Genomic DNA, 22,968 nt, shown 5'->3' on the forward strand with positions numbered 1-22,968 from the left:
ATCCACGGAGGCACTCATGCGCGCTCCCTCAGGACCCGCACGCCGCACTGTTCTCACGTGCGGCATCGCCCTCGCTCTCCTCGCCGCGACCCCCGCCGCCCAGGCCGAGCCCGAACGCCCCGGCCACGTCGCCGGCTCGCTCGTCCTGATCGGCGGAGCACTCAAGGAGAGCAACACGGCGGTCTACGGCGAGATCATCCGACGCGCCGGCGGCCCTGCCGCCCGTATCGGAGTGATCACCGCCGCCTCCGTGCCCGAGAGCCAGGACCCCGACGCCGACGACCCGGACCTGTGCAGCAACTCGGCGTGCAACGGGGCCTACTACGCCGACCTCTTCAAGAGGCACGGCGCGGCCGACGCCGAATGGCTCCCGCTCGACATCGACCACGTGGCGAACGCCGAATCGGACGCCGTCGTCGCCCAGGTCAACTCCATGACCGGCTTCTTCTTCGGCGGCGGCGACCAGTACCGCTACATCACCACCCTGCTGCGCGGCGACGAGCACGCGGACTCCAAAGTCCTCGCCGCCATCCGTGCCAAGCTCGCCCAAGGGGCGGTGATCTCCGGCTCCTCCGCCGGCGCGCAGATCGCCGCCGGCCCGGACATGGTCAGCGGCGGCGAATCCTACGAAGGGCTGAGGGACGGCAGCGCCCCCGGATACTTCGACGACCCCACCAGACTCGGCTACGTCCCCCGGGGCGGCTTCGGGTTCCTCCGGTCCGGACTCATCGACACGCACACCGGAGCCTACGGGCGGGAAGGCCGGGCGTTCCGCCTGGCCGCCGACACCGGCCACGACCGTGTCTACGCGCTGGAGGAGAACACCGCCCTGGTCGTCGACGCCCCGGGCAGCCGGCACGAGCGGATGACGGTCCTCGGCCCCAACGGCGTCGCCGTCCTGGACCTGCGTGACGTACGCATCCGGGCCGACGCCGGCTGGAGCATGCGCGAGGCCCGGTACACCTATCTCACCCAGTCGGACCGCTACCACCCGAGCACCTGGTCGGTCCGTCCCGCCGCGGACAAGCAGCGCCTGCGCCCCGCCGGCACGACACCCGTCCCCGCCAACGACGACGTCTTCTTCTCCGTGTCCAACCCCGCCGGCACGCCGTACTCCTTCCGCACCACCGCGCGTGCCCTCGCGTCGGCCGGGACGCAGAGCACCGCGACCGCCACCACCTTCGAGACCGACCCCCGCTTCACCGTCACCTTCACCAAGGCCGGCGGCTTCAGCGCCTGGACGAACGACGGCGCCGTCCCGCAGACGCTCGTCGACCTGCGGGTCGCCATCGCGCCACGATGACCGTCTCGGCGGGGCCGGTCCACACGTACCGGCCCCGCCCCGCTCTCCACCCGGTCCCGAGGACCTCAGCTCACACGGAGGACCCCCCATGACAACCGGCCTCCTCGCCGACGACATCCGACGCGGGCTCGGCACACTCACCCCGGCAGAACGCAAGGTCGCCCGCGTCCTGCTCGCCGCCTACCCCTCGGCCGGCTTCGAGACCGTCGCCACCGTCGCCGAACGCGCGGGCGTCAGCGCCCCGACCGTCCTGCGCTTCGTGGCACGCCTGGGGTACCACGGATACCCGGACTTCCAGGCCGCCCTGCGCCACGAACTCGACGAACGCAACGCCTCCCCGATCCATCTCTACGAAACAGCGAACGAGACGGCCTTCCCGCAGTCCCCGGGCGGCCTGATGGCCCACAGCGCGCACCTCTTCGGCAACGCCCTGGCCCGGACGTTCGCGGAGATACCGCCCCACGACCTCCAGACCGCCGTCTCGCTCCTCGCCGACCGCAAGCGCCGTATCACTCTCAGCGGCGGCCGGTTCACCCACGTCATGGCCCAGTACCTCGGGCTGCACCTCATGCAGCTCCGCGAAGACGTCCGCTTCCTGCCCGATCGGGACGTCGAACGCACAGCCGCGCTCACCACTCTCGGCAGGCGTGACGTCCTGGTCGTCTTCGACTACCGGCGCTACGAGGACGACAAGCAGGCCATGGCGCAACTCGTCAGGGAGAACGGCGGCAAAGTCATCGTCTTCACCGACGCGTGGTTGTCACCGACCAGCGCCCACGCGGAAGTCGTGCTCCCCAGCCGTGTCGACACCCCCTCTCCCTATGACAGCCTCGTCCCCACACTCGCCGTCATCGAGACCGTGGTCGCCGGCCTCGTCGCCACTCTCGGCGACGCCGCCCACCGGCACATGAAGCACAGCGAGGAGATCGCCCGCCGCGTACACCTGGTCTGACTCGGAAGACCGGCCGTCACCCCGGGCAGCGCAGTGCCGTGAAGCCCAGCCCCCTGCGGCGCCTCCCCGTCACAGCAGGCCGGTGCGGCGGGCCACGCTCTCGGCCAGCTTCATCCTCTCGTGCCCCTCACTTCCGACCCGGTCGAGCACGGCGGCGACCAACGACTCGATGAGAGCCAGCGCCGGCGTGAGACTGTCGTACGGGGAATCGGACGTCACCTGGGTGACGAGAACGACGTCGGCGTGAGCCGCGGCCGGGGAGAGCCAGGGGTCCGTGAACACGATGACCTTCCCTCCGCGTTCGCGGGCCAGCTCGGCGATGACGGTCTTGTCGGCCTCGTAACGCCGGTAGTCGAAAAGGACGGTGACGTCGCGACGAGCGAGCTGTGTGAGGAAGGAAGCCCGTTCCACATCCCTGTCGGGAAAGAAGTCCACCTGGTCGCGGAACTGCGTCAGATGCAGGCCCAGATACCGGGCCAGCAGATGGGTGAACCTGCCGCCCGCGACGTGCACGCGGCGCCGCGGGTCGCTCAGGAGACGCACCGCGTCGCTGAACTCCTGAGGAGCGACCTCCTTGAAGGTCTGGGACACGGCCTGCTGCACAAGCGCCAGGCGCTCTCCGAGGCGGGCGTCGGACGCCTCTTCCGAACGGTCCGGTACGTCGCGCCGGGACGATCCGGAGGTCTCGTACAGGGTGATCGGGGAAGCGGTGCGCGCGTCGAGTTCGAGCCGCAGAGCGGCCTGCAGGTCGGGGAAGCCCTTGTAGCCCAGCCGGGACGCGCAGCGCAGCACCGTGGGAGCGGAGACCGAGGCGCGCGCCGCGATCGTGGCGACCGTCTCGAAGACCGCGGCCGGATACCCGGCCAGCAGGACCCGCGCGACCTTGCGCTCGGCCGGACTGAGATCCCCCAGCCTGTCGCGGATCTCATCGGCCAGCGTAGGACTCATGGGCTTTCCTCCCTGCGTGGTCAGATCGCTGTCGCCTGCCACTGTTCCCGGCCGCGACCTGACGGACGTACCCCCTGTCCTGAAGACTCCGGACGTACAGGCGGCGCTTTCTCCTTCACCAAATGTATCGCCTGTTACGTATGAGCCGTAGGGGTCCCGCAGGTTGTCCACGGCCTCCTCCGCGTTACGCCCTTCTGCGCTGCGGTACCCGCCATGGGTTGGAGGCCCGCAGGGGGTACGGCAACAGGGCCTCGGGCATGTTCTGGTAGGCGACCGGGCGCAGCCAGCGGGCGACGGCGGTGCCGCCCACACTGGTGTGCAGCGGGCTGGTCGTGGCCGGCCAGGGACCGCCGTGGTGCATGGCGCGGGTGACCGCCACTCCGGTCGGCCAGTCGTTCCAGATCAGGCGGCCGGCGCGCAGGGCGGACCAGATCTCGCGGGACAGTGCCTCGTCCGCGTCCTCCTGGCCGTGCACCGTGGCCGTGAGGCTGCCCGGGAGCTCCCGGAGGGTGGTGAGCAAGTCCTCGGTGGAGGCATAGGTGACGACGGTCGATGCCGGGCCGAAGCACTCCCGGAGGAGTTCGGGATGGGCGCGCAGGTCGTGGGCCGTGACGGTGAGGAGTGCCGCCGAGGGCCCGTCGGCGGGTCGTCCGGTGCGGTGGGTGCCGGTCGGTGCGGCCGCGATCCGCCGGACGGCGGGGTGGGTGGCCAGCTCGTCGAGGGTCGCGCGGTAGGCCTCGGCGATCCAGGGTCCCAGCATCGGCGCGGGAGAGGTCCGGGTGACGGCCAGGCGGAGAAGTTCGTCCAGGTCGTGCCGTTCGGGCAAGAAGAGCAGACCCGGCTTGGTGCACAGCTGGCCCTGGCTGCGGGTGACGGACGCGATGTACTCGCTCACCAGGGCGGGCCCGCGTGCGGCGAGGGCGTGGGGGGTGACCACCACGGGGTTGAGGGAGCCCAGTTCTCCGTAGAACGGGATCGGGTCGGGCCGGCCGGAGGCGAGATCGAACAGCGCCCGGCCGCCGGTGGTGGAGCCGGTGAAGCCGACGGCCTGGATGTCGGGGTCGGTGACCAGGGCTCGGCCCGCCTCGCGGCCGTGGACGACGGAGAGGGCGCCCGGCGGCAGGACTTCGGCCGCGAGGGCGGCGGTGCGGTCGGTGAGCCGGGGATGGCCCTCGTGGGCCTTGACCACGACCGGGCAGCCGGCTGCGAGCGCGCTGGCGGTGTCCCCGCCGAGGACGGAGAAGGCGAAGGGGAAGTTGGAAGCGGTGAAGACGGCGACCGGGCCGAGAGGGACGAGCACGCGCCGTACGTCCGGGCGCGGGGCGGGGACGGCGGCGTCGTCCGCCCGGTCGATCATGACGTCGAGGTGGGCGCCCTCTTCGGCGATCTCGGCGAACATCTCCAGCTGGGCGCGGGTACGCAGTACCTCGCTCCGCAGTCTGATGTCGCCGAGGCGGGTCTCCTCCTCCGCGAGGGCGACCAGTTCGTCGGTGTGCTCGTGGAGTGCGTCGGCGAGGGCGCGGAGGAGTGTGCCGACCTCGGCCGGGGCGAGTGCGGCAAGGCCGGGAGCGGCGGCACGGGCGGCTTCGGTGGCCAGGGGGTCGAGCGGGGGTCGGGAAGGCATGTCTTCTCCCAGTGGTACGGCGAGGGATGTGCTGGAGTCGGTGTCCCGGGTGGGACGGTCCGCCCTAGGTGGCCGGAGGTCCGTTCTCTCCGGCCATGACCAGGAGTTCGGCCAGATGCACGGCCTTGACCCGCGAGCGTCTGCGGCGCAGGCCGGTGCGGAGCTGGCGCAGACAGCCCGGATTGACCGCGGCGACGAAGTCGACGCCGGCGGCCTCGATCTCGTCGATCTTGGCGGTGAGGATGCGGCGCGATTCCCGGGGCCGCAGCAGGGAGTAGGTCCCGGCGGCACCGCAGCAGCTGCCGGCCGAGGGAAGTTCGACGTAGTCGGCGATCCCGGCGAGCAGATCACGTGGGGCGGTCCACACTCCGAGGCCGTTGCGCAGGTGGCAGGAGTCCTGGAGGGCGACACGGGCCCGGCGGCCGTCGGCCCGGAGCTCGCCGACAGGGCGGTAGGGGGAGCCGGTGGCCAGGAGGTCGGAGAGTTCGCGGACGCGAGCCTTGCCGAGGACCGAGGCGAGGTGGGCGGCGCAGCCGCCGGAGGTGGTGACGATGGTGCCGGGAAGGTCATCGCCCATCCGGTGGGCGAGGCGTTCGCCGGTGGCGGTGTCGCCGTTGTGGGCGTGCAGCGCGCCGCAGCAGCCCTGGGAGGCGGGGGCGGCCAGGCCGGGGACGAGGGCGAGGGCGGCGCGGCTGACCCGTGGGAAGAGGACGCGTTCGAAGCATCCGAGCATGAGCGAAGCCCCGTCGGACGCGATGGCCGAGGTCTCGGCGACGTGCGGGCGCGGTGTCCCTCGCAGTCGTCCCAGCAGGCGGAAGAGGCTCCGCCGGCCGGCGACCAGCATGAGGGAGCGGGCGAGTACGGGCATCCGACGGCCGCGCCACTGATGGTCGCGCCACTGCTCCAGGAGCTGCCCGTACTCGACGCCGGCCGGGCAGACCGGCTCGCAGGCGCGGCAGCCTAGGCACTGCGAGGACTGTTCCTTCAGGGTGGGGTCGTCGGGTTCGAGATCGCCGTTCTGCAGGGCGCGCATGAGATTGATCCGGCCTCGGGGCGAGGACGCCTCGTCACCGGTCTCGGCGTAGGTGGGGCAGACGGGGAGGCAGAAGCCGCAGGAGATGCAGCGGGAGAGGAGGTCCGGGTCGAGGACGGGCTTCGGGAGGGGGTCGCCCGTGCGGTCGGTCATGAGCCCAGCTTTCCGGGGTTGAGAATGCCGGCCGGGTCGAAGGCCGTCTTCAGGCGGCGCAGGAGGGTGATCTGGTCGGCGCCCAGCTGCGTGGACAGATAGGGGAGCTTGGCCGCGCCGACGCCGTGTTCGCCGGTGATGGTGCCGCCCAGGTCGATCGCGGCGGCGAAGATGTCGGCGAAGGCCCGCTCCGCGCGGGCGACGGCGTCCGTGTCGTCCTGCGACTTCACCACGCAGGTGGGATGGAGGTTGCCGTCGCCGGCGTGTCCGAAGGTGGCGATCGTGACGCCGTGGCGGGCTCCGATCGCGTCGATGCGGTCGACCATCTCCGCGATGCGGGGCCGGGGCACGGTGGCGTCTTCCAGGATGGTCAGCTCACCCAGCCGGGAGAGGGCGGGAAGAGCGCATCGCCGGGCGGCGAGCAGCGCCTCGGCCTGCGCCACTTCGGCGGTGGTCGTGACGTCGAGGGCATGGTGGGCGGTGCAGACGTCACTCATGCGCTCCAGCGCGCGGTCGACCGTGTCGCTTTCGCCGTCGTCGCCGAAGAGGAGCAGTGCCCCGGCGTCGGTGCGCAGCCCGAGACGGGCGAAGTCCTCCACCGCCCGGACGCAGGACCGGTCGAGGAACTCCAGGGTGGCGGGGAGGATGCCGGCGGCGATGATCGCGGCGACGGCCCGGCCCGCGGCTGCCAGGTCGGGGAAATAGGCGACTCCCGTACCCGCCGTCGCGGGTGCGGGCCGCAGGGCGAGGGTGGCTTCGGTGATCACGGCGAGGGTGCCCTCGGAGCCGGTGAGGAGCCGGGTGAGGTCGTATCCCGCGACGTCCTTGTGGAGGCGGCCGCCGGTGCGGATCACCTCTCCTGTGGGCAGGACCGCCTCCAGGCCGAGGACGTAGTCGCGGGTGACGCCGTATTTGAGGCCGCGCAGGCCTCCGGCGTTGGTGGCGATCGTGCCGCCGATGGTGGCCACCGTGCGGCTGCCGGGGTCGGGGGCCCACAGGAGGTGGTCGCGGGCGGCGGCATGCGCCAGGGCGGCGCTGGTGACGCCGGGCTGGACCCGGGCCAGGAGTTCGGCCGGTGCGATTTCGAGGATCCGGTTCAGACGGGTCAGGACCAGGACGACGCCGCCCTGGGAGGCGACGGTGGCGGCGCACAGGTTGGAGCCGGCGCCGCGCGGGACCACGGGGACGGCGTGGCGGGTGGCGATGTCGAGGACGGCGGCGACCTCTGCGGTGTCCGCGGGAAAGACGACGGCGTCGGGCCGGGCGTGGAACAGCGGGGTGGCGTCTCGGCTGTAGGGGACGAGTTCGCCGTCCGTCTCCCGGAAGTGTCCGGGTCCGACGACCGACCGCAGGGCCGCTCGTGCGGTGGCGTGCATGGGGGTCTCCTCGGAGCCGGGCCCCGCCCAGGAGGGAAGGGCGGGGCCCGGCGGGTTCTAGAGCCTGATCGTGGAACGGTCGGCGATGAGGACGGGCGAGTCGTACACCGGCACGTTGCGGAAGGTGTGGGTGCTGCCCGACACCGTCCAGTCGGCGGCCGGGATGTCGAAGACGGCGCCGGTCCGTACGTCGACGTAGACGGGGTCGGTGAAGTCGCCGTCGGGGAGGGTCAGGCGGACCGGGGTGCGGGTCGTGCTGTCGCCGGGGGTGGCGGTGCCGTTCCAGACACCGACGATCTGGCGCCCGGTGTCGCGCTTGGCGAAGCCCTGGACGGTCAGGGTGGTGGCGGAGTCGGTGGTGAACGGGTAGGCCGGCAGTGCCGTCACCGTGCTGTCGATGACGGAGGCGAGGGTCTGGACCGCGTAGTAGGAGGGCTTGGCGTAGCGGATCGACTTGTCGCTGTTGGTCTGGAGCAGGCCCTTGCTGTTGATCTTCGAGGGGTAGTGGAGGTCGGAGATGCTGAAGGCGCTGGTGCTGATGTTCTGACCGAGGTCGTGCGTGAGGCGGCGCAGGAACCACTTGGTCTGGCTCAGTTCGGTCCAGTCCAGGTCACCGAGCGCGCCGAAGCTGTTGGGCGCGCTGGGGGCTCCGTTCTCCCCCTGCCTCAGTACGGCTCCGGGTGCGTACTGGTCGATCAGGGCCCGGATCTTGTCGACCTGCTGGTAGGTCCACACGTCGTCGGGGTTGGGGTTGTAGGGGTGGTAGCTGATGCCGTCGAGCAGGTGACTCTTGCCCTGTCCGGAGAGCCGGACGAGGAAGTCCTTGGTGTACGGGACGTCGATGCCGGCCTCGCCCGGCCCGTAGATGACGGATTCGGGCTGTTCGGCGCGGACCCGGGCCGCGGTGCGGGCGAAGAAGTCGGCGTACGTGGCTGCCGGGATGCCGGCGAGGTTGGGCTCGTTCCAGATCTCCCACTCGGTGACCCGGTTCTCGTACCGCTTGACCATGGCGGTCACCCAGGCGTCCCAGGCGGCCAGGGCCTCGGTGGACGTCGGGATCTGACCGCCGAGGCCGGAACCTCCGCCGCCCGTGTAGATGCCGTTGCCGTAGGACAGCTGGAGCCATGGCCTGACGCCGCGGGCCCTGGCGTCGTCGACGATCCGGTCGAGCCATGTCCAGTCGTAGACCCCCTTCGCCTTCTCGGTCTTGGCCCAGCCGCCCTGCAGGCGGACCCCGGTCGCTCCCAGCCGTCCCAGGTAGGGGGCGTAAGCCTGGTAGTTCGTGTAGTCGCGGTCGAGGGTCTCCGCTCCGACGAGCAGCTTGGAGGTGCCCACCTGCGCGGCCGTGCGGGGGGCGACCGTGCCGAGGTGCGGCCAGCCGGTCGGGAACGCCTCGACGGCGGTGCGGACGTCGTCGAGATAGGCGGTGCCGGTATCGCCTACGGAGATCCCGACCTGAAGGCTGCGCAGATCGGTGGTGGAGGTGCGGAAGTCCAGCCCGGCCGCCCGGCGTTCGCCGTCGATGTGGAGGTCGGCGCTCGCGGTGCCCGGTCGGGCGACGAGACGGATGTCGTACCAGCGGTTGGCGACATAGGTGCCGAGATCGATCTGGGTGGCGCCGTCGTAGGTGTAGAGACGGCCGGTGGGGCTCATGGCGACCGTGACGCTGTGGCCGCCCGAGCTGTCGAGGTGCGCGCCGACCGTGGCGGTGGACTGTGCGGCTCGCAGGCGGAATCCGGCGACGACGGTCGAGGTCGTGGTCCCGAACGTGCCGGTCGCGGTGACGTTGGCGGTGGTGGAGGTGTCTCGTAGACGAAGGCTTCGGTCGACGGTGCCGGTCACGTCCTGCACGGTGACGTCCCCACCGGTGGCCCAGCCGGGAGCGGGCGCGCCGGGGGCGACGGTGTCGAAGGTGCTGGAGAGGTTCGCCGCGGCGGCCGGGCCGGCCGAGGCGACGGATGTCAGGGCGCCGACCAGGGCGCCGGAGAGGAGGAGCGGGACAGTCCTTCCCGTACGGGAGCGTACAGAGCCGGATGTGGCGGGGTTGACCATGATTCCTGCCTTCTGCGGGGGAGGGCGAATCGATCGGTGAACGGGATGTGAGCCGTGCTTCCGGAGCACCGGTTCCGGCGCTCCGGAGACTGTGCCGCCGGCTCGGTCGGAGGTCGGCCGGGCGGGCGGGTCAGTCGGTCGCCGGGAGCGCGCCGCGCGACTCGTCGTAGGCGCGGCGGGTCGCCTCGTCCGGGGGGTAGGTGCCGCGCAGGGGGGCGCCGCCTGCGACGCGGGCGACGATGAACGCCTCCTGCAGTTCCTGTTCGCGGGCCGCCTCGGCGATGACCGGGACGAGGTGGCGGGGTACGCAGACCACACCGTCGGCGTCGCCGACCATGACGTCCCCGGGGTAGACGGCGACGCCGGCGCACCCGATGGGCACTTGCAGGTCGACCGCGTGGTGCTGGGCGAGGTTGGTCATGGCCGCCGCCCCGGTGGCGAAGACAGGCAGGGGCAGGCGGCTGATCTCCTCGATGTCGCGCAGAGTGCCGTCGGTGACCACGCCGGCGGCGCCGTTGACCGCCATGCGGGTCAACAGGATGTTGCCCGCGGCGGCCGCGCGTCCCTGGCCGCGGCAGTCCACGACGAGAACCTGGCCGGGGCCGGCCTGCTCGACCGCCAGGCGCTGCGGGTGGTCGTAGTCGTCGTAGACCTCGAGGGTGTCGATGTCCTCGCGGGCCGGGATGTAGCGCAGGGTGAAAGCTTCGCCGACCATGCGCCTGGCGTCGGGCGTGACGCAGGTCAGGCCCGCCAGGAAGGTGTTGCGCAGGCCGTGCTTGAAGAGCTGGGTGGTGATGGTGGCGGTGCTGGCCTCGCCCAGGGCGGCCAGATCATCGGGGTCGAGGGGCTGCCGGGGGGTCTGGGTCATGTCGTGCTTCCTTCGGTGCGGCAGAACGGATGGCGGATACGGGCCGGGGCGGTGGTGCGGCCGGTCAGGGGACGGGGTGGTCGAGAGCCGGGTCGGCCCCCGGCGGCCTGAGCTGCGCGCTCAGTCCCCCGTCGACGTTCAGCACCTGTCCGGTGATGAAGGACGCGTCCGCCGAGGCGAGGAACGCGACGGCCCCGGCGACATCGGATCCGTCGCCGACCCGACCCAGTGGGACCGGCTGCGCGCGGGTCCGCTGCTGGGCCGGATCGAGGAGGGCGAACCGGTCGTTGATGACCGGGCCGGGGGCGACCGCGTTGACGCGGATCCCCCGGGGCGCGAGTTCCAGGGCCATCGCACGGGTCGCCGCGTCGACGGCGCCCTTGCTGGCGTCGTAGGCGACGGCGGCCCGGTGGGCGCGGGTGGCCCCGACCGAGGAGATGTTCACGATCGAGGAACCGGCGGGCATCACCCGGGCGGCTGCCACCGTGCACAGGAACACCCCGCGCGCGTTCACGGCGAAACTGCGGTCCCAGTCGGCGACGTCGATGTCGAGCAGCGGACCACGGCCCAGCATGGGGGCGGCCGCGTTGTTGACCAGCAGGTCGAGTCCGCCGAGGACGTCGACCGTACGGTCGAGGCAGGCGTCGACCTGGCGGGCGTCGGATACGTCGCCGGGGCAGGCCACCGCGGACATGCCCCTGTCGCGCATGGCCGCGGCCGCGGCTTCGGTCTCGGCCGGGTCGGGGCCGTTGAGGGCCACCGCCGCGCCTTCCTGGGCGAGCCGCCACGCGATGGCGAGGCCGATGTTGCGTGCGCCGCCGGTGACCAGCGCGACCCGGCCGGTGAAGCGGCCTTCAGCACGGGCGTCGCCCGTCGGCTGCGGTGCGTCGCTCACGTGGCGGCCACCTGCCGGTCGACAACGGCGGCGGCACTGGTGGCCGCCCAGGTCAGCGGCCCGGCGGAAGCCGACACCAGTTGCGGGTCGAGAGTCATGCCGAGGCCGGGGCCCTGCGGCACGGACAGCAGACCGCCGGTGTAACGGACGGGGTCGGTGACGACGTCCCGTGTGTAGAGAAGCGGCCCGACCGGGTCGCTCGGGACGGTGACGGCCGACATCGCCATCGCGACGTGGGCGGCGGCCGCCGTGCCGATGGACAGCTCCTGCGTGGTGCCGACCAGGCACGCCTTGCCGGCGGCGTCGGCTATCGCGAAGATCCGGCGGGCCGGCGTGATCCCGCCGATGGCGATGACGCTGACGTTGAACACGTCCACCGCGTCCGCGGCGACGAGGTCCAGTGCCCACCGGAAGCTGTAGACGTGCTCGCTGATCGGGACGGCGAGCCGGTCACGGGCCTGGACCAGACCGCGGATGTCGTGGTGCGGGGCGGGCGACTCGATGAGGTCGTAGCCGACGTCGGCCACCCGCTCGGCGAAGGCGCAGGCCGCCTTGGCGTCGAGGAGGTTGGAGAAGTCCAGGGACTTGATGGTGATGCGGTCGCCGAACCGTTCACGGGCGGTGCGCAGGAACCGCTCGTCCAGGTCGAGGCGGCGCCCGACATACACGCGGAAGAAGGTGAAGCCCTCCGCCAGCCGGCGCTCGACCATGGCGAGGTTGCGTTCGACGTCCTCCTCGTGCTGCTGGCGGAAGATCGGATACGCGATGGGCACCGACTCGCGGACCGCGCCGCCGAGCAGGTCGCACACCCGGACACCGAGCTGTTTCGCCGCCAGGTCCCAGAAGGCGATGTCGACGCCGCACTTGATGGCGCGGCTCTTGTCGTAGATGTACCCGGCCTGCGGGAAGTTGGCCTCCATACGGCGCTCCATCTCCGTGATCTGGAGGGCGTCCAGACCGACGAGGAGTTCGTTGAGGGTGGCCTCCAGATCGGGTACGTCGAGGTGGTAGCGCGGGAGGTGCTGGAGGTCGGACATCTCGCCGACGCCGGTCAGTTCGTCGTCGTCGGTGAGGAGTTCGACCAGGATGTGTCCACAGGTGATGCTGTTGTGGCGTGGCGTGTTGATCGGGGTCAGGCGGACCTGGGTCACCTTGGCCATGTGGTGTTCCGTTCGTTGTCGGTGTTGCCGGTGCTCACTGCGCGGGGGTCACGGTCCGCCCCGGAGCCATCGAGAGCAGCTCACGGGTGTACGGGTGGGAGGGGGTCTCGTAGATCCGGTCCGCCGGGCCTTCCTCGACGATCCGGCCCTGTCGCATGACGGCGATGCGGTGGGCGACCGACCTGACGACGGCCAGGTCGTGGGTGATGAAGAGGTAGGCCATGCCGTGCTCGGCCTGGAGGTCGGCGAGCAGGTTGAGGATCTGGGCCTGGACGGAGACGTCCAGGGCGCTGACGGCCTCGTCGCAGACGATCAGCCGTGGTTTCAGGGACAGCGCCCGGGCGATCGCGATGCGCTGGCGCTGACCGCCGGAGAAGGCGGAGGGGAAGCGGTCCAGCGCGTACGCGTCGAGGCCGACGTCCTGGAGGAGGCGTACGAGCTCGGGTTCCGCGGTGTCCAGTCGGTGGACCCGCATCGGCTCGGCGAGGATCTCGCGGACCGTCATACGGGGGTCGAGACTGGCGTACGGGTTCTGGAAGACGACCTGGATCTCCCGCTGGAGCCGCCGCAGCTCCGGCGCGGACGGCCGTCGGACGTCGATGCCGTCGTAGCGGACGGTCCCCCCGGACGGGGTCTCGAGCCGCAGCAGCATCTTGGTCAGGCTGGTCTTCCCCGAGCCGGACTCCCCCACGAGAGCGAGGGTGCGCCCCGGTTCGACCGCCAGGCTCACCTGCCGGACGGCGTCGACGTGCCCGGTGATACGGCGCAGCGCCCCGGTGCGGACCGGATAGCGCAGGTCGGTGGCGTCGAACTCGACGAGCGGCGTGCCGCCTTCCTGTTCGGCGTCCTGGGGCAGTTCGCCGGTCGTCACGGGCAGCGGCACGGGCCGTTCGCGTGATGCGGCGGCGAACAGGCATGCCGCCGCATGGTTCTCGCCGACGGTGAGCAGCGGGGGCACGACGCTCTCACAGTCGTCGGTGCGGACCGGGCAGCGTGGTGCGAAGGAGCAGCCCGGGGGGCGGTCGCTGAGCCGGGGCGGCCGGCCCTCGATGGAGGCGAGGCGGGTGCGGGCGGGTGCGTCCAGCCGCGGGGTCGCCGCCAGGAGTGCCTGGGTGTAGGGCATGCGCGGATCGGCCAGGACCTGGGCGGTGGGTCCGCTCTCGACGATCCGTCCGGCGTACATGACCGCGACCCGGTCGGCCTGTTCGGCGACCACGCCGAGGTCGTGGGTGATGAGGATCAGGCCCATGCCGAGGTCGTCGCACAGCGAACGGAGCATGGTCATGATCTCGGCCTGGACGGCGGCGTCGAGGGCGGTGGTGGGTTCGTCGGCGATGAGGAGTCGTGGGCGGGCGGCGATCGCCAGGGCGATGGCGGCGCGCTGGCGCATGCCTCCGGACAGTTCGTGGACGTACTGGGTCAGGCGCTTCTCGGGCTCGGGCATGCGGGCCTGCGCCAGCGCCTCGACCGCCCGCTTCCGTGCCTGCTCGCGGCTCATGCGTTCGTGCGCGCGGACGGCGTCCATGATCTGTGTGCCGATGGTCAGCAGCGGGTTGAGGGCGGTGCCGGGGTCCTGGAAGACCATGGCGACCCGGTTGCCGCGTACCTCCCGCCAGGAGCGCCGGTCCAGGCCGCGCAGGTCGGTCCCGTCCAGCAGGATCGACCCGGTGGTCTCGCACAGGGGTGGGGGCGGGTTGAGGCCCAGCAGGCTCAGGGCCGTGACGGTCTTGCCCGAGCCGGACTCGCCCACGATGGCGAGGGTCTCACCGGTTTCGAGGTGCAGGCTGACCTCGTCCACAGCGCGCACGGGCGGCTCGTCGGGGGCGGTGTGGAAGGTGACGCCGAGCCGGCTGATCTCGAGGAGGGTCATCGCGGGCCCCTCAGGCGCCGAGCCGGGCACGCTCGAGGCGCCACTGGCCGTCGACGTCGAGGCCGACGCCCTTGAGGCCGCTGCTGTGGATCAGCGGCGACTTGGCCTGGTGCAGGAAGACCCAGTAGTTGTTCTCCAGGATGCGGCGCTGCACGTCGACGTACGCCTGCTTGCGCACGGTGCGGTCGTCCGTGCTCAACCCCTTGTCGAGCAGGGCGTCGAGGGCGGAGTCCTCCAGGCCCGACCAGTTGCTCGGGCCGTCACTGGCGAAGTACGGGTCGAAGGTGAGGGAGGGATCCAGACGGGGGATGTCGATGACGAGGATCGCCGCGTCGAAGTCCTGCTTCCGCATGCGTTCCAGCTGGGTCTGGAATTCGAGGATCTCCACCTTGGGGGCGAATCCCGCCGCGGTGAGCTGGCTCTGGAGCAGTTCCGCGACGGTGGGGTCGGGGGCGCGGCGGCGGGCGACGAGGGTGATGGGCACCTTTCCGCGCAGTCCCGCCTTGTCCAGGGTGGCGCGGGCCTTCGCGGGGTCGTACGGCAGGGGGGCGAGGGCGTCGTCGTAGAACCAGTCGTCGGAGGTGGCGAAGGAGGGGGCGAGGTCGAAGTCGCCGCCGGCCGCGGCCTTGCCGACGGACCTGCGCTCGACGGCCATCGCGAAGGCCGCGCGTACCCGCGGGTCGCGGAAGGGCCCCTTGGTGACGTTGAGCGAAGCGTAGTAGTTGCGGCGTACGCCCTCGTCCTTGATGGTGATCCGTGGGGCGTCGGCCAGCTGCTTGTACTCCTCCGGGGGCAGGGCGCGCACCAGGTGCACTCCCCCGGTGGACAGTTCGGCGCGCAGTACCTTGGCCTCGGTGACGAAGCGCAGGACCACCTTGTCGAGGAGCGGAAGCGCGCCGCCTTCCGCGGTCCTGGCCCAGTAGGTCTTGTTGCGCTCGGCGGTCAGCTGGACCTTCGTCCGCCACTGGCGGAAGGTGAAGGGGCCGGTGCCCACCGGCCTGCGGCCGAACTCCTCGGCCCCCTTGGCGAGCGCGGCGGGCGAGGCGATCATCCCGGGCTCGTGGGCGAGCTGGGTGAGCAGCAGCGGATCGGCCGCCTTCAGGGTGACCGTGACGGTCAGCGGGCCGGTTGCCTTCACTTCGCGGACGGAGGCCAGTGCGGCCGTCTTGGTGGAGCGGGTGGCGGGATCCGAGATCCGCTTCAGGTTGAGGACGACCGCGTCGGCGTCGAACGGGGTGCCGTCGTGGAACTTCACGCCCTGGCGGAGCTCGAAGGTGATCTCGGTGCCCGTGTCGGTCCATCGAGTGGCGAGGGCCGGCTCGAAGGTCCCGTCGCGGCGCTGACGCAGCAGGGTGTCGAAGAACAGGTTCAGGACGTTGCGGTCGGAGGAGATGGCGGAGCTCAGCGCCGGGTCGAGGGTGACGGGCTCGTTGTCGAAACCGGCGGTGAGCGTCCCCCCGGAGGTTCCGTCGGAGGCGTCCGAGGAGCCGCATCCGGCCAGGGTGGCGATGGCCGCGGTGGCCGCGGCACCGGCCAGGACGGTGCGACGTGGTATCAGGGGCGGCGTGGAGTTGGGCATGACGAAGTACTTCCTCTGTACGGGGGGAACGGGGAAAGGGCTGGGAGGCGGCTCAGCGCGCGGGTGCGAGGTCCGGGCGGTGGGCGTCCAGCGCGTCGCGCAGGGCGTCGGCGAGCAGGTTGAACGCGGCGACGGTGAGGAGGATCGCGAGCCCGGGGAAGACGCTGAGCGACCAGCTCGCGCTCAGGTGGTCGGTGCCGCTGGCGACGATCGCGCCCCAACTCGGCTGCGGGGGCTGGACGCTCAGCCCCAGGAAGCTCAGCGCGGCCTCGGCCATGATCGCGGTGGACACCTGGAGGGCGGCGAAGACCAGCAGGGTGCCGGCGAGGTGGGGCAGCAGGTGACGGCGCATGATCGTGGTCCGTGTGACGCCCACGATACGCGCGGCGGACACCCATTCACGGGTGCGCAGGGAGAGCACCTCGCCCCGGACCACACGGGCGAAACGCGGGGTGGTGACGACGGCGATCGCGATCAGGGCGTTGCGCAGCCCGGGGCCGAGGGCCGCGACCACGGTGAGGGCGAGGACGAGGAGGGGGAAGGCGAGCAGTCCGTCGGAGACGCGCATGACGAGGGTGTCCACCCAGCCGCCGCGGTATCCGGCGATCAGGCCGAGCACCGTTCCGGCGATGAGGGCGGCGCCCACGGTGATGGTGGCCACCCCTACGGTGACCACGGCGCCGGCGACGATCCGGGCCAGGACGTCCCGCCCGATCTCGTCGGTGCCGAGCAGGTGCTGGGAACTGGGGCCGGCCAGGAGCCGGCCGGTGTCCGTGGCGCTGACCGAGTCCGACATGAAGGGTGCCGCGGCCGCGGCCACGAGCAGGAGGAACAGCAGGGGTACGGCGATGTGGGCGCGGCGGTCACGGCGCAGCCGGTCCAGAACCGGTCTGCGGGAGACTTTCGGCGCGAGGTCTGTGGCCATCGGCGCTCCAGGAGGTGCGTGCGGGACGTGCGGTGCGGGACGTGCTGATCGGCGCAGGGGGCGCGGATCGGGTGACTCTGTGGCCGAGGGGCCGAGGGGCCGGGTCAGTACGTGATGCGCGGGTCGAGCCAGGCGTAGACCAGGTCCGCCAGAAGGTTCACCAGGAGGACGAGGACCACGACCATCAGCACGGCGCCCTGGACGACGGGGAGATCCCGGCTGAAGATGCCGTTGACGATCAAGGTGCCCATGCCGGGAACGGTGAAGACGGTCTCGGTGACGACGGTGGCGCTCATCAGCGCCCCGATCTGGAGAGCGATCACGGTCACGACCGGCACGATGGCGTTCCGCAGGGCGTAGACGCCCACGATCCTGCCGCGTGAGAGGCCTGATGCCTCGGCTGTGCGGATGTAGTCCTCGTTGAACGCGGCGAGGAGAGCGGCGCGGGTCTGGCGCATGGTGACCGCGGCGATGGTGGAGCCGATCGTGACGGCTGGGAGGATCATGCGCCGCAGGTTCTCGACGGGGTCCTCGGTGAAGGGGACGTATCCCGAGGGTGGGAGGACCTTGAGCCACAGGGCGAAGACGAGGATGAGCAGTGCGGCGAGGTAGAAGTGGGGGGCGGACAGGGCGAGCAGACCGACGGAGTTCAGCGCGGTGTCCGTGCGGGTGCGACGGCGGACGGCGGCGAGGACGCCCGCGGGGATCCCGATGAGGACGGCGAAGACCAGAGCGATGACTCCGAGCTCGACCGTGGCGGCGAACCGGTCGGAGATGACCGTGCCCACCTTCTCGTCGGTGAGCCATGAGCTGCCCAGGTCGCCACGGACGAGATCGCCGAGCCACTGGGTGAACTGCTGCCACAGTGGCGCATCGAGACCGAGGTCCTCTCGGAGCACCGCACGGTCCTGCTCGGTGGCCTCCTGGCCGAGGATGGCGAGGGTGGGGTCGCCCGGCATCAGCCGCAGGAGCATGAAGAGCACCAGGGAGACGACGAGGGCGACCGGGATCAGCTGGAAGAGTCTGCGTACGAGGTATCCGGTCATTTCACCGGCTCCGGTATGAGGGGCGTCAGTGCGGGCTCGGCCGTGTCAGGACGGTCGGTGGGGCGGGAGAGGCCGCGCAGCCACGTGAGGCGCTGTGCCGGGGCCAGGTCGTAGGCGTAAAGGGCCAGGGAGCGGGCTCCTGCCGCGTACGCGTCCTGGGCGACGTCCGTGAGTTGCCGCTCACCGGTGGTCCGGTCCGCGGCCAGGTTCCATCCGGCGGTCATCTGTGCGCCGGTCCGGGCTGCCGCGGCGAGTTCGCGGCGCAGGGCGTCCTGGTTTCCCGACAGGTCGGTGACGGTGAGGGCGCCCGCTGCTGCTGCGAGGGTGCTCGTGTCGGCGGCGGACTTGCCGTCGCAGGCGTACGGGTCGCCGGTGGTGCGTACGGAGACGGGCAGCCCGTCGGCTGCGGCGACGGCGTCCCGCACGAGGGTCACGGTGGTTCGCGAGCGCACGGCGAGGACGGTGTCGTGCAGGTCGGAGCCCAGGGCGGCGCGGGCGTCGGCACCGAGCTCGCCGGCTTCGCGCGGCTCGGCGAGTTGGGTGAGCAGTGTCGCGCGGACGGTTTCGGCCAGGGCGGGCACGTCGATGCCCGCGTCGGTGAAGCGTTCCGTGCAGGCGGAGCAGAAGCACAGCGAGAGCAGCCAGCGGTCCACCGGTCGAAGGGCCGCGCCGAGTTTGTCGTGGGCGCTCTGGTGCTGCCAGCCGAGGTAGCCGAAGGCTTCGAGTTCGAGGCCGGTGACACCGGGCCGGCGGGCGGTTCGGGCGACGAGGTCGGCGGCATAGGCGCGGACCTCGGGCCTTGCCGGGCACAGTGCGTGCCGGTAGTGGTGTCCGAAGGCGTTACGCAGCGCCGACCCGGGATGGCGGGTGGCGGGTCCGGACTGGTGGAGCCCGACGAGCCAGGCCGTCACACCGAGGCCGGCCCGCAGCAGGGCGGTCGTGGCGACCGTCGCTTCGTCACCGAGAACCGGCAGGGCGAGGCCGTTCCCGTTGACGGGGGCGGCTTCGTCGCGGAACCACTGCCCGGCCCTGAAGTCGGCCACGGCACACGGGTCGCTGGTCGTCAGCAGCCACCGCCCACCGTGATAACTGAACGCCAGGCGCACACCGTCGACGCCGTGTGCGGCCAGTCGGTCCGCCTGGGCCTGCGGCTGTCGGCGGAAGGAGAGCGGGTGAGCGAACAGCTCGACGTTCATCGGCCGTCTCCGGAATCGTCGCCGAGGGCGCGGGAGATGGTCTGCTGGGCCTTCTCGATGTGCGCGCGGGTCAGCCGTTCCACGAGCGGACCGTCGCCCTGCTCCACCGCCTCCAGGATCGCCGCGTGTTCGGCAGCCTCTTCCTCCCAGGTGGCGCGCAACCGCCAGCCGAGGCCGGCCACGAAGGCCGTGAGGTCCTGGAGCTGGTCCAGGAAGTCGCAGAGGAAGCTGTTACCGCAGGCGCTGTACAGCTCGCGGTGGAAACGCCGGTTGGCGATGCCCAGGCCGCGCGTCTCGCCCGAGCCGATCAGCGTGGTCGCGTCCTGGAGCGCCTGGCGGGCAGCGGCGTGGGGGGTCGCACCGAGGCGGACCACGCCCAGGCGTACGGCCTCGGGTTCCGCTGCGCGGCGGGCGGCGTAGAGCTCCTGCACCAGACGGTTGTCGGGGCGGCGGACGCTGACTCCCTGGTAGGCGTTGATCTCCACCAGGCCGGTGGAGTGCAGCTGCTTCAGGGCTTCGCGCACCGGCGTCTTGGACACCCCGTACACCTCCGCGAGTTCCCGTTCGACCAGGGCCTTTCCGGGCGGGAGCACGCCTTCGAGGATCGCCTGCCGCAACGCCTCCCGCACCCGGTCGGTTCGGGAGACGGCCTGACGCAAAGGCGGCAGTGAGCCGGGGGGCAGGGCTTCAGCGCTGTTCACTGGATAGTCGATCTGTGGCATGGCGGCATGCTGGTATACCAGCATGCCAACCCGCAACCCCCGTGCAGAAGTTCTCGAAAACGATGCCTGCCGGCAGTCGACACCGCTCAGCCCGCCTGACCGGGCGTCAGAACATTTACAGGCGGTACGGGGTTGCGTTCAATTTCCAGTTCTGTAACTGTCACTCACGCAAAACCCCACCCCCACAGCGGACTTCGGAGCGCACCCGTGTGTCGCGCGCCGCCCCGTGCCGGCGCCCTGACACGGTGTAACGCCCTTGCCTTGCCCTTCCCGGCGCCCTCTTTCCTGCGCACGGCCTCCCGGCCGAGGGGGACACGGCCCGCTTCAGTCCGGACGACTTCGGAGACCAGGCACCAATGAAACGCACGCGCACCTTCGCCGTCACCGCAGCACTGCTCGCGTCATCCGCCCCACTCGGCGTCGTCACCGTGGGAGCCGGTACGGCCCATGCTGCGAACCAGACCTACTTCGTGAGCCCCGAAGGCAGCGACACCAATCCGGGAACCTCGCCCGGAGCGGCCTTCCGCACCCTTCAGAAGGCCGCCGACAGCGCCGGCCCCGGCGACACCGTCTCGATCATGAACGGCACGTACTCCGAGCGATCCGCGGGCTCCAACGTGCTGACCATCAAGCGCTCGGGCCGCCCCGACTCACCCATCACCTTCACCGCGCACCCCGGCCACAAGCCGGTGATCCACCCGGTGAAGGCGTGGAACGGCATCAGCGTCTACGGCGCGTCCTACATCTCCATCAAGAACCTGGAAATCAGGGGCAACAACGCCGCCCTGAACCTGGCCGGTGCCGAACGCGGATCGAAGAAGGGCGACCCCACCTACAACACCAACTGCATCTCGATCGAACGAGACAAATCCACGGGTGCTCCGTCGCACCACATCGAGGTGACCGGCAACAAGGTGCACGCCTGTGCAGGCGGCGGCATATCGGCGATCGAATCCGACCACGTGACCATCTCCGCGAACCACGTGCACTCCAACTCGTGGTACACGGTCTATGCCACCAGCGGCATCTCCATCCTCACTCCGCGCGACGTGGGGAGCTCCGACGCCAGGACGTACAAGATCCGCATCACCGGCAATCGCGTCCACGACAACGAAACCAAGATCAAATGGGAGAGGTGCCGCTGCTACTCCGACGGCAACGGCATCATCGTCGACACGCTCAAGGGCGACGCCGGCCACCCCGCGTACGGCGGACGTGTCCTGGTCGCCGGCAACCTCTCCTACGACAACGGCGGCTCGGGAATCCACTCCTTCAAGAGCCGGCACGTCGACATCGTCCACAACACGGCGTACATGAACGGCCGGAGCACTCGCATGGAGAGCTACGCCAACATCTTCGCCCACGACAGCACCGACGTCCGGCTGCTCAACAACATCTCGTACGGCCGGCCCGGCCAGGCGACGAACAGCAAGTCCCGCAACGTGGACGTGACCTACGACTACAACGTCTACTTCGGCGGCAAAGCTCCTGAGGTCAAGGGTCCGCACGACATCGTCGCCGACCCGAAGTTCGCCGACGCCGGCACCACGGCGGACACCGCCTTCCGGCTGCGCGACGGCTCCCCCGCCATCGGGTCGGGCACCCCGTTCGCCGCTGTCACCACCGGCACCCACCGAACCGGCGGCGCGCCCGACCGCGGCGCCTACGGTTTCGGGGCGGGTACCGACGACGTGACACAGGACGCTTCCGGATCCGGCGTCGACGAGACGGGCTCCAGCGGTCGGCAGGATGACGCCACGCCCGAGGAGGAGCAGCCCGGCGAAACCGGCACGGCCCCCTCGCCCGGCACGGGCGGAACCAGCACCTCGCCCAGCGCGGAAGGACCGGACGATACCGAGGGTGACAGCGGTTCCGGCCTGAACGCGGACGGCGGGAGCGGTCCGCTCGCGGAGACCGGCGGCTCCGATCCCCTGGTCCCCCTCGGCATCGCGGCGGCCGTTCTCGTCCTCGGCGGCGGTCTCGTCCTGGCCGCCCGTCGCAAGCGTTCCTGACAGTCCGGTACACCCGGACTCCCTGACGTGGTGCCGGCCCCGTCCCCCCGTACCAAGGGGTCGGCACCACCGCGTCCTCATCCGGCCGCACGCCCGCGGACCTACTCGCGCTCCGCGGCTCAACCCGCGGACAGACTTGTGTCATGGCAACCGAACAACGACACAGAACGAATTACCCCGCAGGTGAAGAATCACCTGATCCCCCGCGCGTCGCCTGGCGCAAACAGATGAGGGTAAGCGTCCTCGATGCCGCTCACGACCTGACCTGCGAAGCCGGGTGGGACCAGGTCAGCCTTTCGGCCGTCGCAGCACGCGCTCGGGTCTCCCGCCCCTCCGTCTACAAGGAGTTCGGCAACCGAGCCGGTCTGGGACGCGCTCTGGTGGTCCGTGAGACCCGGCAGTTCCTCGCCGGGGTGGCCGACACGCTCTATCCCGGCCTGCCCGACTCCCAAACCTGTCTCGAAGCCGCCATCCTGTACGTGCTCAAGGAAGCTGACCACCAGCCCCTTATACGGGCTGTCATCGCAGCCGCCCGGCACGGCTCCGACAGCCTGCTCCCCTACCTCACCGCCCGAGCGGACCCGATCTTCGACGCGGGCCAGAGCCTGGTGCAGGAATGGTTGGGCACACGGTATCCGGAGCAGCGCACAGAGACTCTTGAGATGACAGCGGACGTCATCGTCCGTATGACCATCAGCCATCTCGTCCTGCCTGCCGCCGAACCACACATCACCGCCCGAAGGATTGCTACAGCCGCACTGAAACTGCTGCAAAGCTCAGCGTCAGCCAGAAGCTGCTGCGACCAATAGCCCCATCGAATCGGCCGAGCCTTTCCGACCACGCACTGAAGCATGCGGCCGGAAAGGCTCAGCGAGCCTCTGACCCAGGTAAGAGAGCGACACGCATGACGGGGGTCTTCCATACGGCGGGCTCAGGTGGCGCGGTGCCAGAGTTACACCCACCCCGAGGTTCTCTCTCGATCGGCTCGTCCCGCATCCCCGCACTTTCCTCGGCACGGAAGGAACGAACTGTCAGCGAGACCCCGCGTCGGCGGGCTCCTACTGGCCGAAGTAGTGGTTGAAGCGGATCCTTGTCGATCAGCCCCCCCTATCCGTGGTCTCCCCACCCGACAGGATCGTCGTCCACCGCTCTTGCGGATCGTCTCAGAATGAGTTCGGCGTGAGGGCTTGGCGGTCGGGTCTGGTGGCGGCAGAGTGGTGCGGATGGCGGATGATCTTGTGCCTGATGGCCTGT

At 70.9% G+C, this 22,968-nt stretch carries 18 protein-coding genes; 4 read left to right on the forward strand and 14 right to left on the reverse strand.

Annotated elements, in window-relative coordinates; genetic code table 11:
- The first annotated feature begins 16 nt into the window (after positions 1-16).
- The gene (locus ABT034_RS12020) at positions 17-1,303 is read left to right on the forward strand and encodes a cyanophycinase (RefSeq protein WP_351213955.1); all 1,287 of its coding nucleotides are present in this window, start codon (positions 17-19) and stop codon (positions 1,301-1,303) included.
- Positions 1,304-1,391: 88 nt separating this feature from the next.
- Entirely contained in the window at positions 1,392-2,255 is an 864-nt protein-coding gene (locus tag ABT034_RS12025; RefSeq protein WP_351213957.1) for a MurR/RpiR family transcriptional regulator, read from the forward strand.
- 69 nt (positions 2,256-2,324) lie between these two features.
- Here the strand turns inward: ABT034_RS12025 and ABT034_RS12030 are convergent, their stop codons facing one another.
- From ABT034_RS12030 to ABT034_RS12095, 14 genes are all read right to left on the reverse strand, one after another.
- On the reverse strand, positions 2,325-3,203 hold the full coding sequence (locus ABT034_RS12030; RefSeq protein ID WP_351213959.1) for a MurR/RpiR family transcriptional regulator: 879 nt from the start codon (positions 3,201-3,203) through the stop codon (positions 2,325-2,327).
- Between the two features lie 184 nt (positions 3,204-3,387).
- Positions 3,388-4,827, reverse strand: a complete 1,440-nt coding sequence (locus ABT034_RS12035; protein ID WP_351213961.1) for an aldehyde dehydrogenase (NADP(+)) — start codon at positions 4,825-4,827, stop codon at positions 3,388-3,390.
- A 64-nt stretch (positions 4,828-4,891) separates the two neighbouring features.
- Positions 4,892-6,013 (reverse strand): (Fe-S)-binding protein, encoded by a 1,122-nt coding sequence (locus ABT034_RS12040; RefSeq protein WP_351213963.1) that lies wholly within the window; start codon positions 6,011-6,013, stop codon positions 4,892-4,894.
- Positions 6,010-7,389 carry an FAD-binding oxidoreductase gene (locus tag ABT034_RS12045; protein WP_351213965.1) on the reverse strand — a complete coding sequence of 460 codons (1,380 nt, stop codon included), beginning with the start codon at positions 7,387-7,389 and terminating at the stop codon, positions 6,010-6,012. The genes ABT034_RS12040 and ABT034_RS12045 overlap by 4 nt, the downstream gene beginning before the upstream one ends.
- 57 nt (positions 7,390-7,446) lie before the next feature.
- On the reverse strand, positions 7,447-9,441 hold the full coding sequence (locus ABT034_RS12050) for a GH39 family glycosyl hydrolase (RefSeq protein ID WP_351213967.1): 1,995 nt from the start codon (positions 9,439-9,441) through the stop codon (positions 7,447-7,449).
- 130 nt (positions 9,442-9,571) lie between these two features.
- Positions 9,572-10,309, reverse strand: a complete 738-nt coding sequence (locus tag ABT034_RS12055; RefSeq protein WP_351213969.1) for a ribonuclease activity regulator RraA — start codon at positions 10,307-10,309, stop codon at positions 9,572-9,574.
- Positions 10,310-10,373: 64 nt separating this feature from the next.
- Positions 10,374-11,204: an SDR family NAD(P)-dependent oxidoreductase gene (locus tag ABT034_RS12060; protein WP_351213971.1), complete on the reverse strand. Its 831-nt coding sequence runs from the start codon at positions 11,202-11,204 to the stop codon at positions 10,374-10,376.
- Complete coding sequence (locus ABT034_RS12065; protein ID WP_351213973.1) at positions 11,201-12,364, reverse strand: mandelate racemase/muconate lactonizing enzyme family protein; 1,164 nt, start codon at positions 12,362-12,364, stop codon at positions 11,201-11,203. Before ABT034_RS12065 ends, ABT034_RS12060 begins: the two co-directional genes overlap by 4 nt.
- Before the next feature lie 34 nt (positions 12,365-12,398).
- Entirely contained in the window at positions 12,399-14,234 is a 1,836-nt protein-coding gene (locus tag ABT034_RS12070) for a dipeptide ABC transporter ATP-binding protein (protein ID WP_351213975.1), read from the reverse strand.
- A gap of 10 nt (positions 14,235-14,244) precedes the next feature.
- Positions 14,245-15,813, reverse strand: coding sequence for an ABC transporter substrate-binding protein (locus tag ABT034_RS12075; RefSeq protein WP_351213977.1), 1,569 nt, complete (start codon positions 15,811-15,813; stop codon positions 14,245-14,247).
- 52 nt (positions 15,814-15,865) lie between these two features.
- Positions 15,866-16,738: an ABC transporter permease gene (locus ABT034_RS12080; RefSeq protein WP_351213979.1), complete on the reverse strand. Its 873-nt coding sequence runs from the start codon at positions 16,736-16,738 to the stop codon at positions 15,866-15,868.
- Positions 16,739-16,842: 104 nt separating this feature from the next.
- Positions 16,843-17,784 (reverse strand): ABC transporter permease, encoded by a 942-nt coding sequence (locus ABT034_RS12085; protein ID WP_351213981.1) that lies wholly within the window; start codon positions 17,782-17,784, stop codon positions 16,843-16,845.
- Complete coding sequence (locus ABT034_RS12090) at positions 17,781-18,980, reverse strand: hypothetical protein (RefSeq protein WP_351213983.1); 1,200 nt, start codon at positions 18,978-18,980, stop codon at positions 17,781-17,783. Before ABT034_RS12090 ends, ABT034_RS12085 begins: the two co-directional genes overlap by 4 nt.
- On the reverse strand, positions 18,977-19,702 hold the full coding sequence (locus tag ABT034_RS12095; RefSeq protein WP_351213985.1) for a GntR family transcriptional regulator: 726 nt from the start codon (positions 19,700-19,702) through the stop codon (positions 18,977-18,979). The genes ABT034_RS12090 and ABT034_RS12095 overlap by 4 nt, the downstream gene beginning before the upstream one ends.
- Before the next feature lie 356 nt (positions 19,703-20,058).
- On the opposite strand from ABT034_RS12095, the gene ABT034_RS12100 reads away from it, so the two are divergent.
- Complete coding sequence (locus ABT034_RS12100) at positions 20,059-21,714, forward strand: right-handed parallel beta-helix repeat-containing protein (RefSeq protein ID WP_351213987.1); 1,656 nt, start codon at positions 20,059-20,061, stop codon at positions 21,712-21,714.
- Positions 21,715-21,857: 143 nt separating this feature from the next.
- Positions 21,858-22,523, forward strand: a complete 666-nt coding sequence (locus ABT034_RS12105; protein WP_351213989.1) for a TetR/AcrR family transcriptional regulator — start codon at positions 21,858-21,860, stop codon at positions 22,521-22,523.
- The last annotated feature ends 445 nt before the right edge of the window (positions 22,524-22,968 follow it).

This window comes from Streptomyces sp. NPDC002773 (genome assembly GCF_040295605.1).
GTDB lineage: Bacteria > Actinomycetota > Actinomycetes > Streptomycetales > Streptomycetaceae > Streptomyces.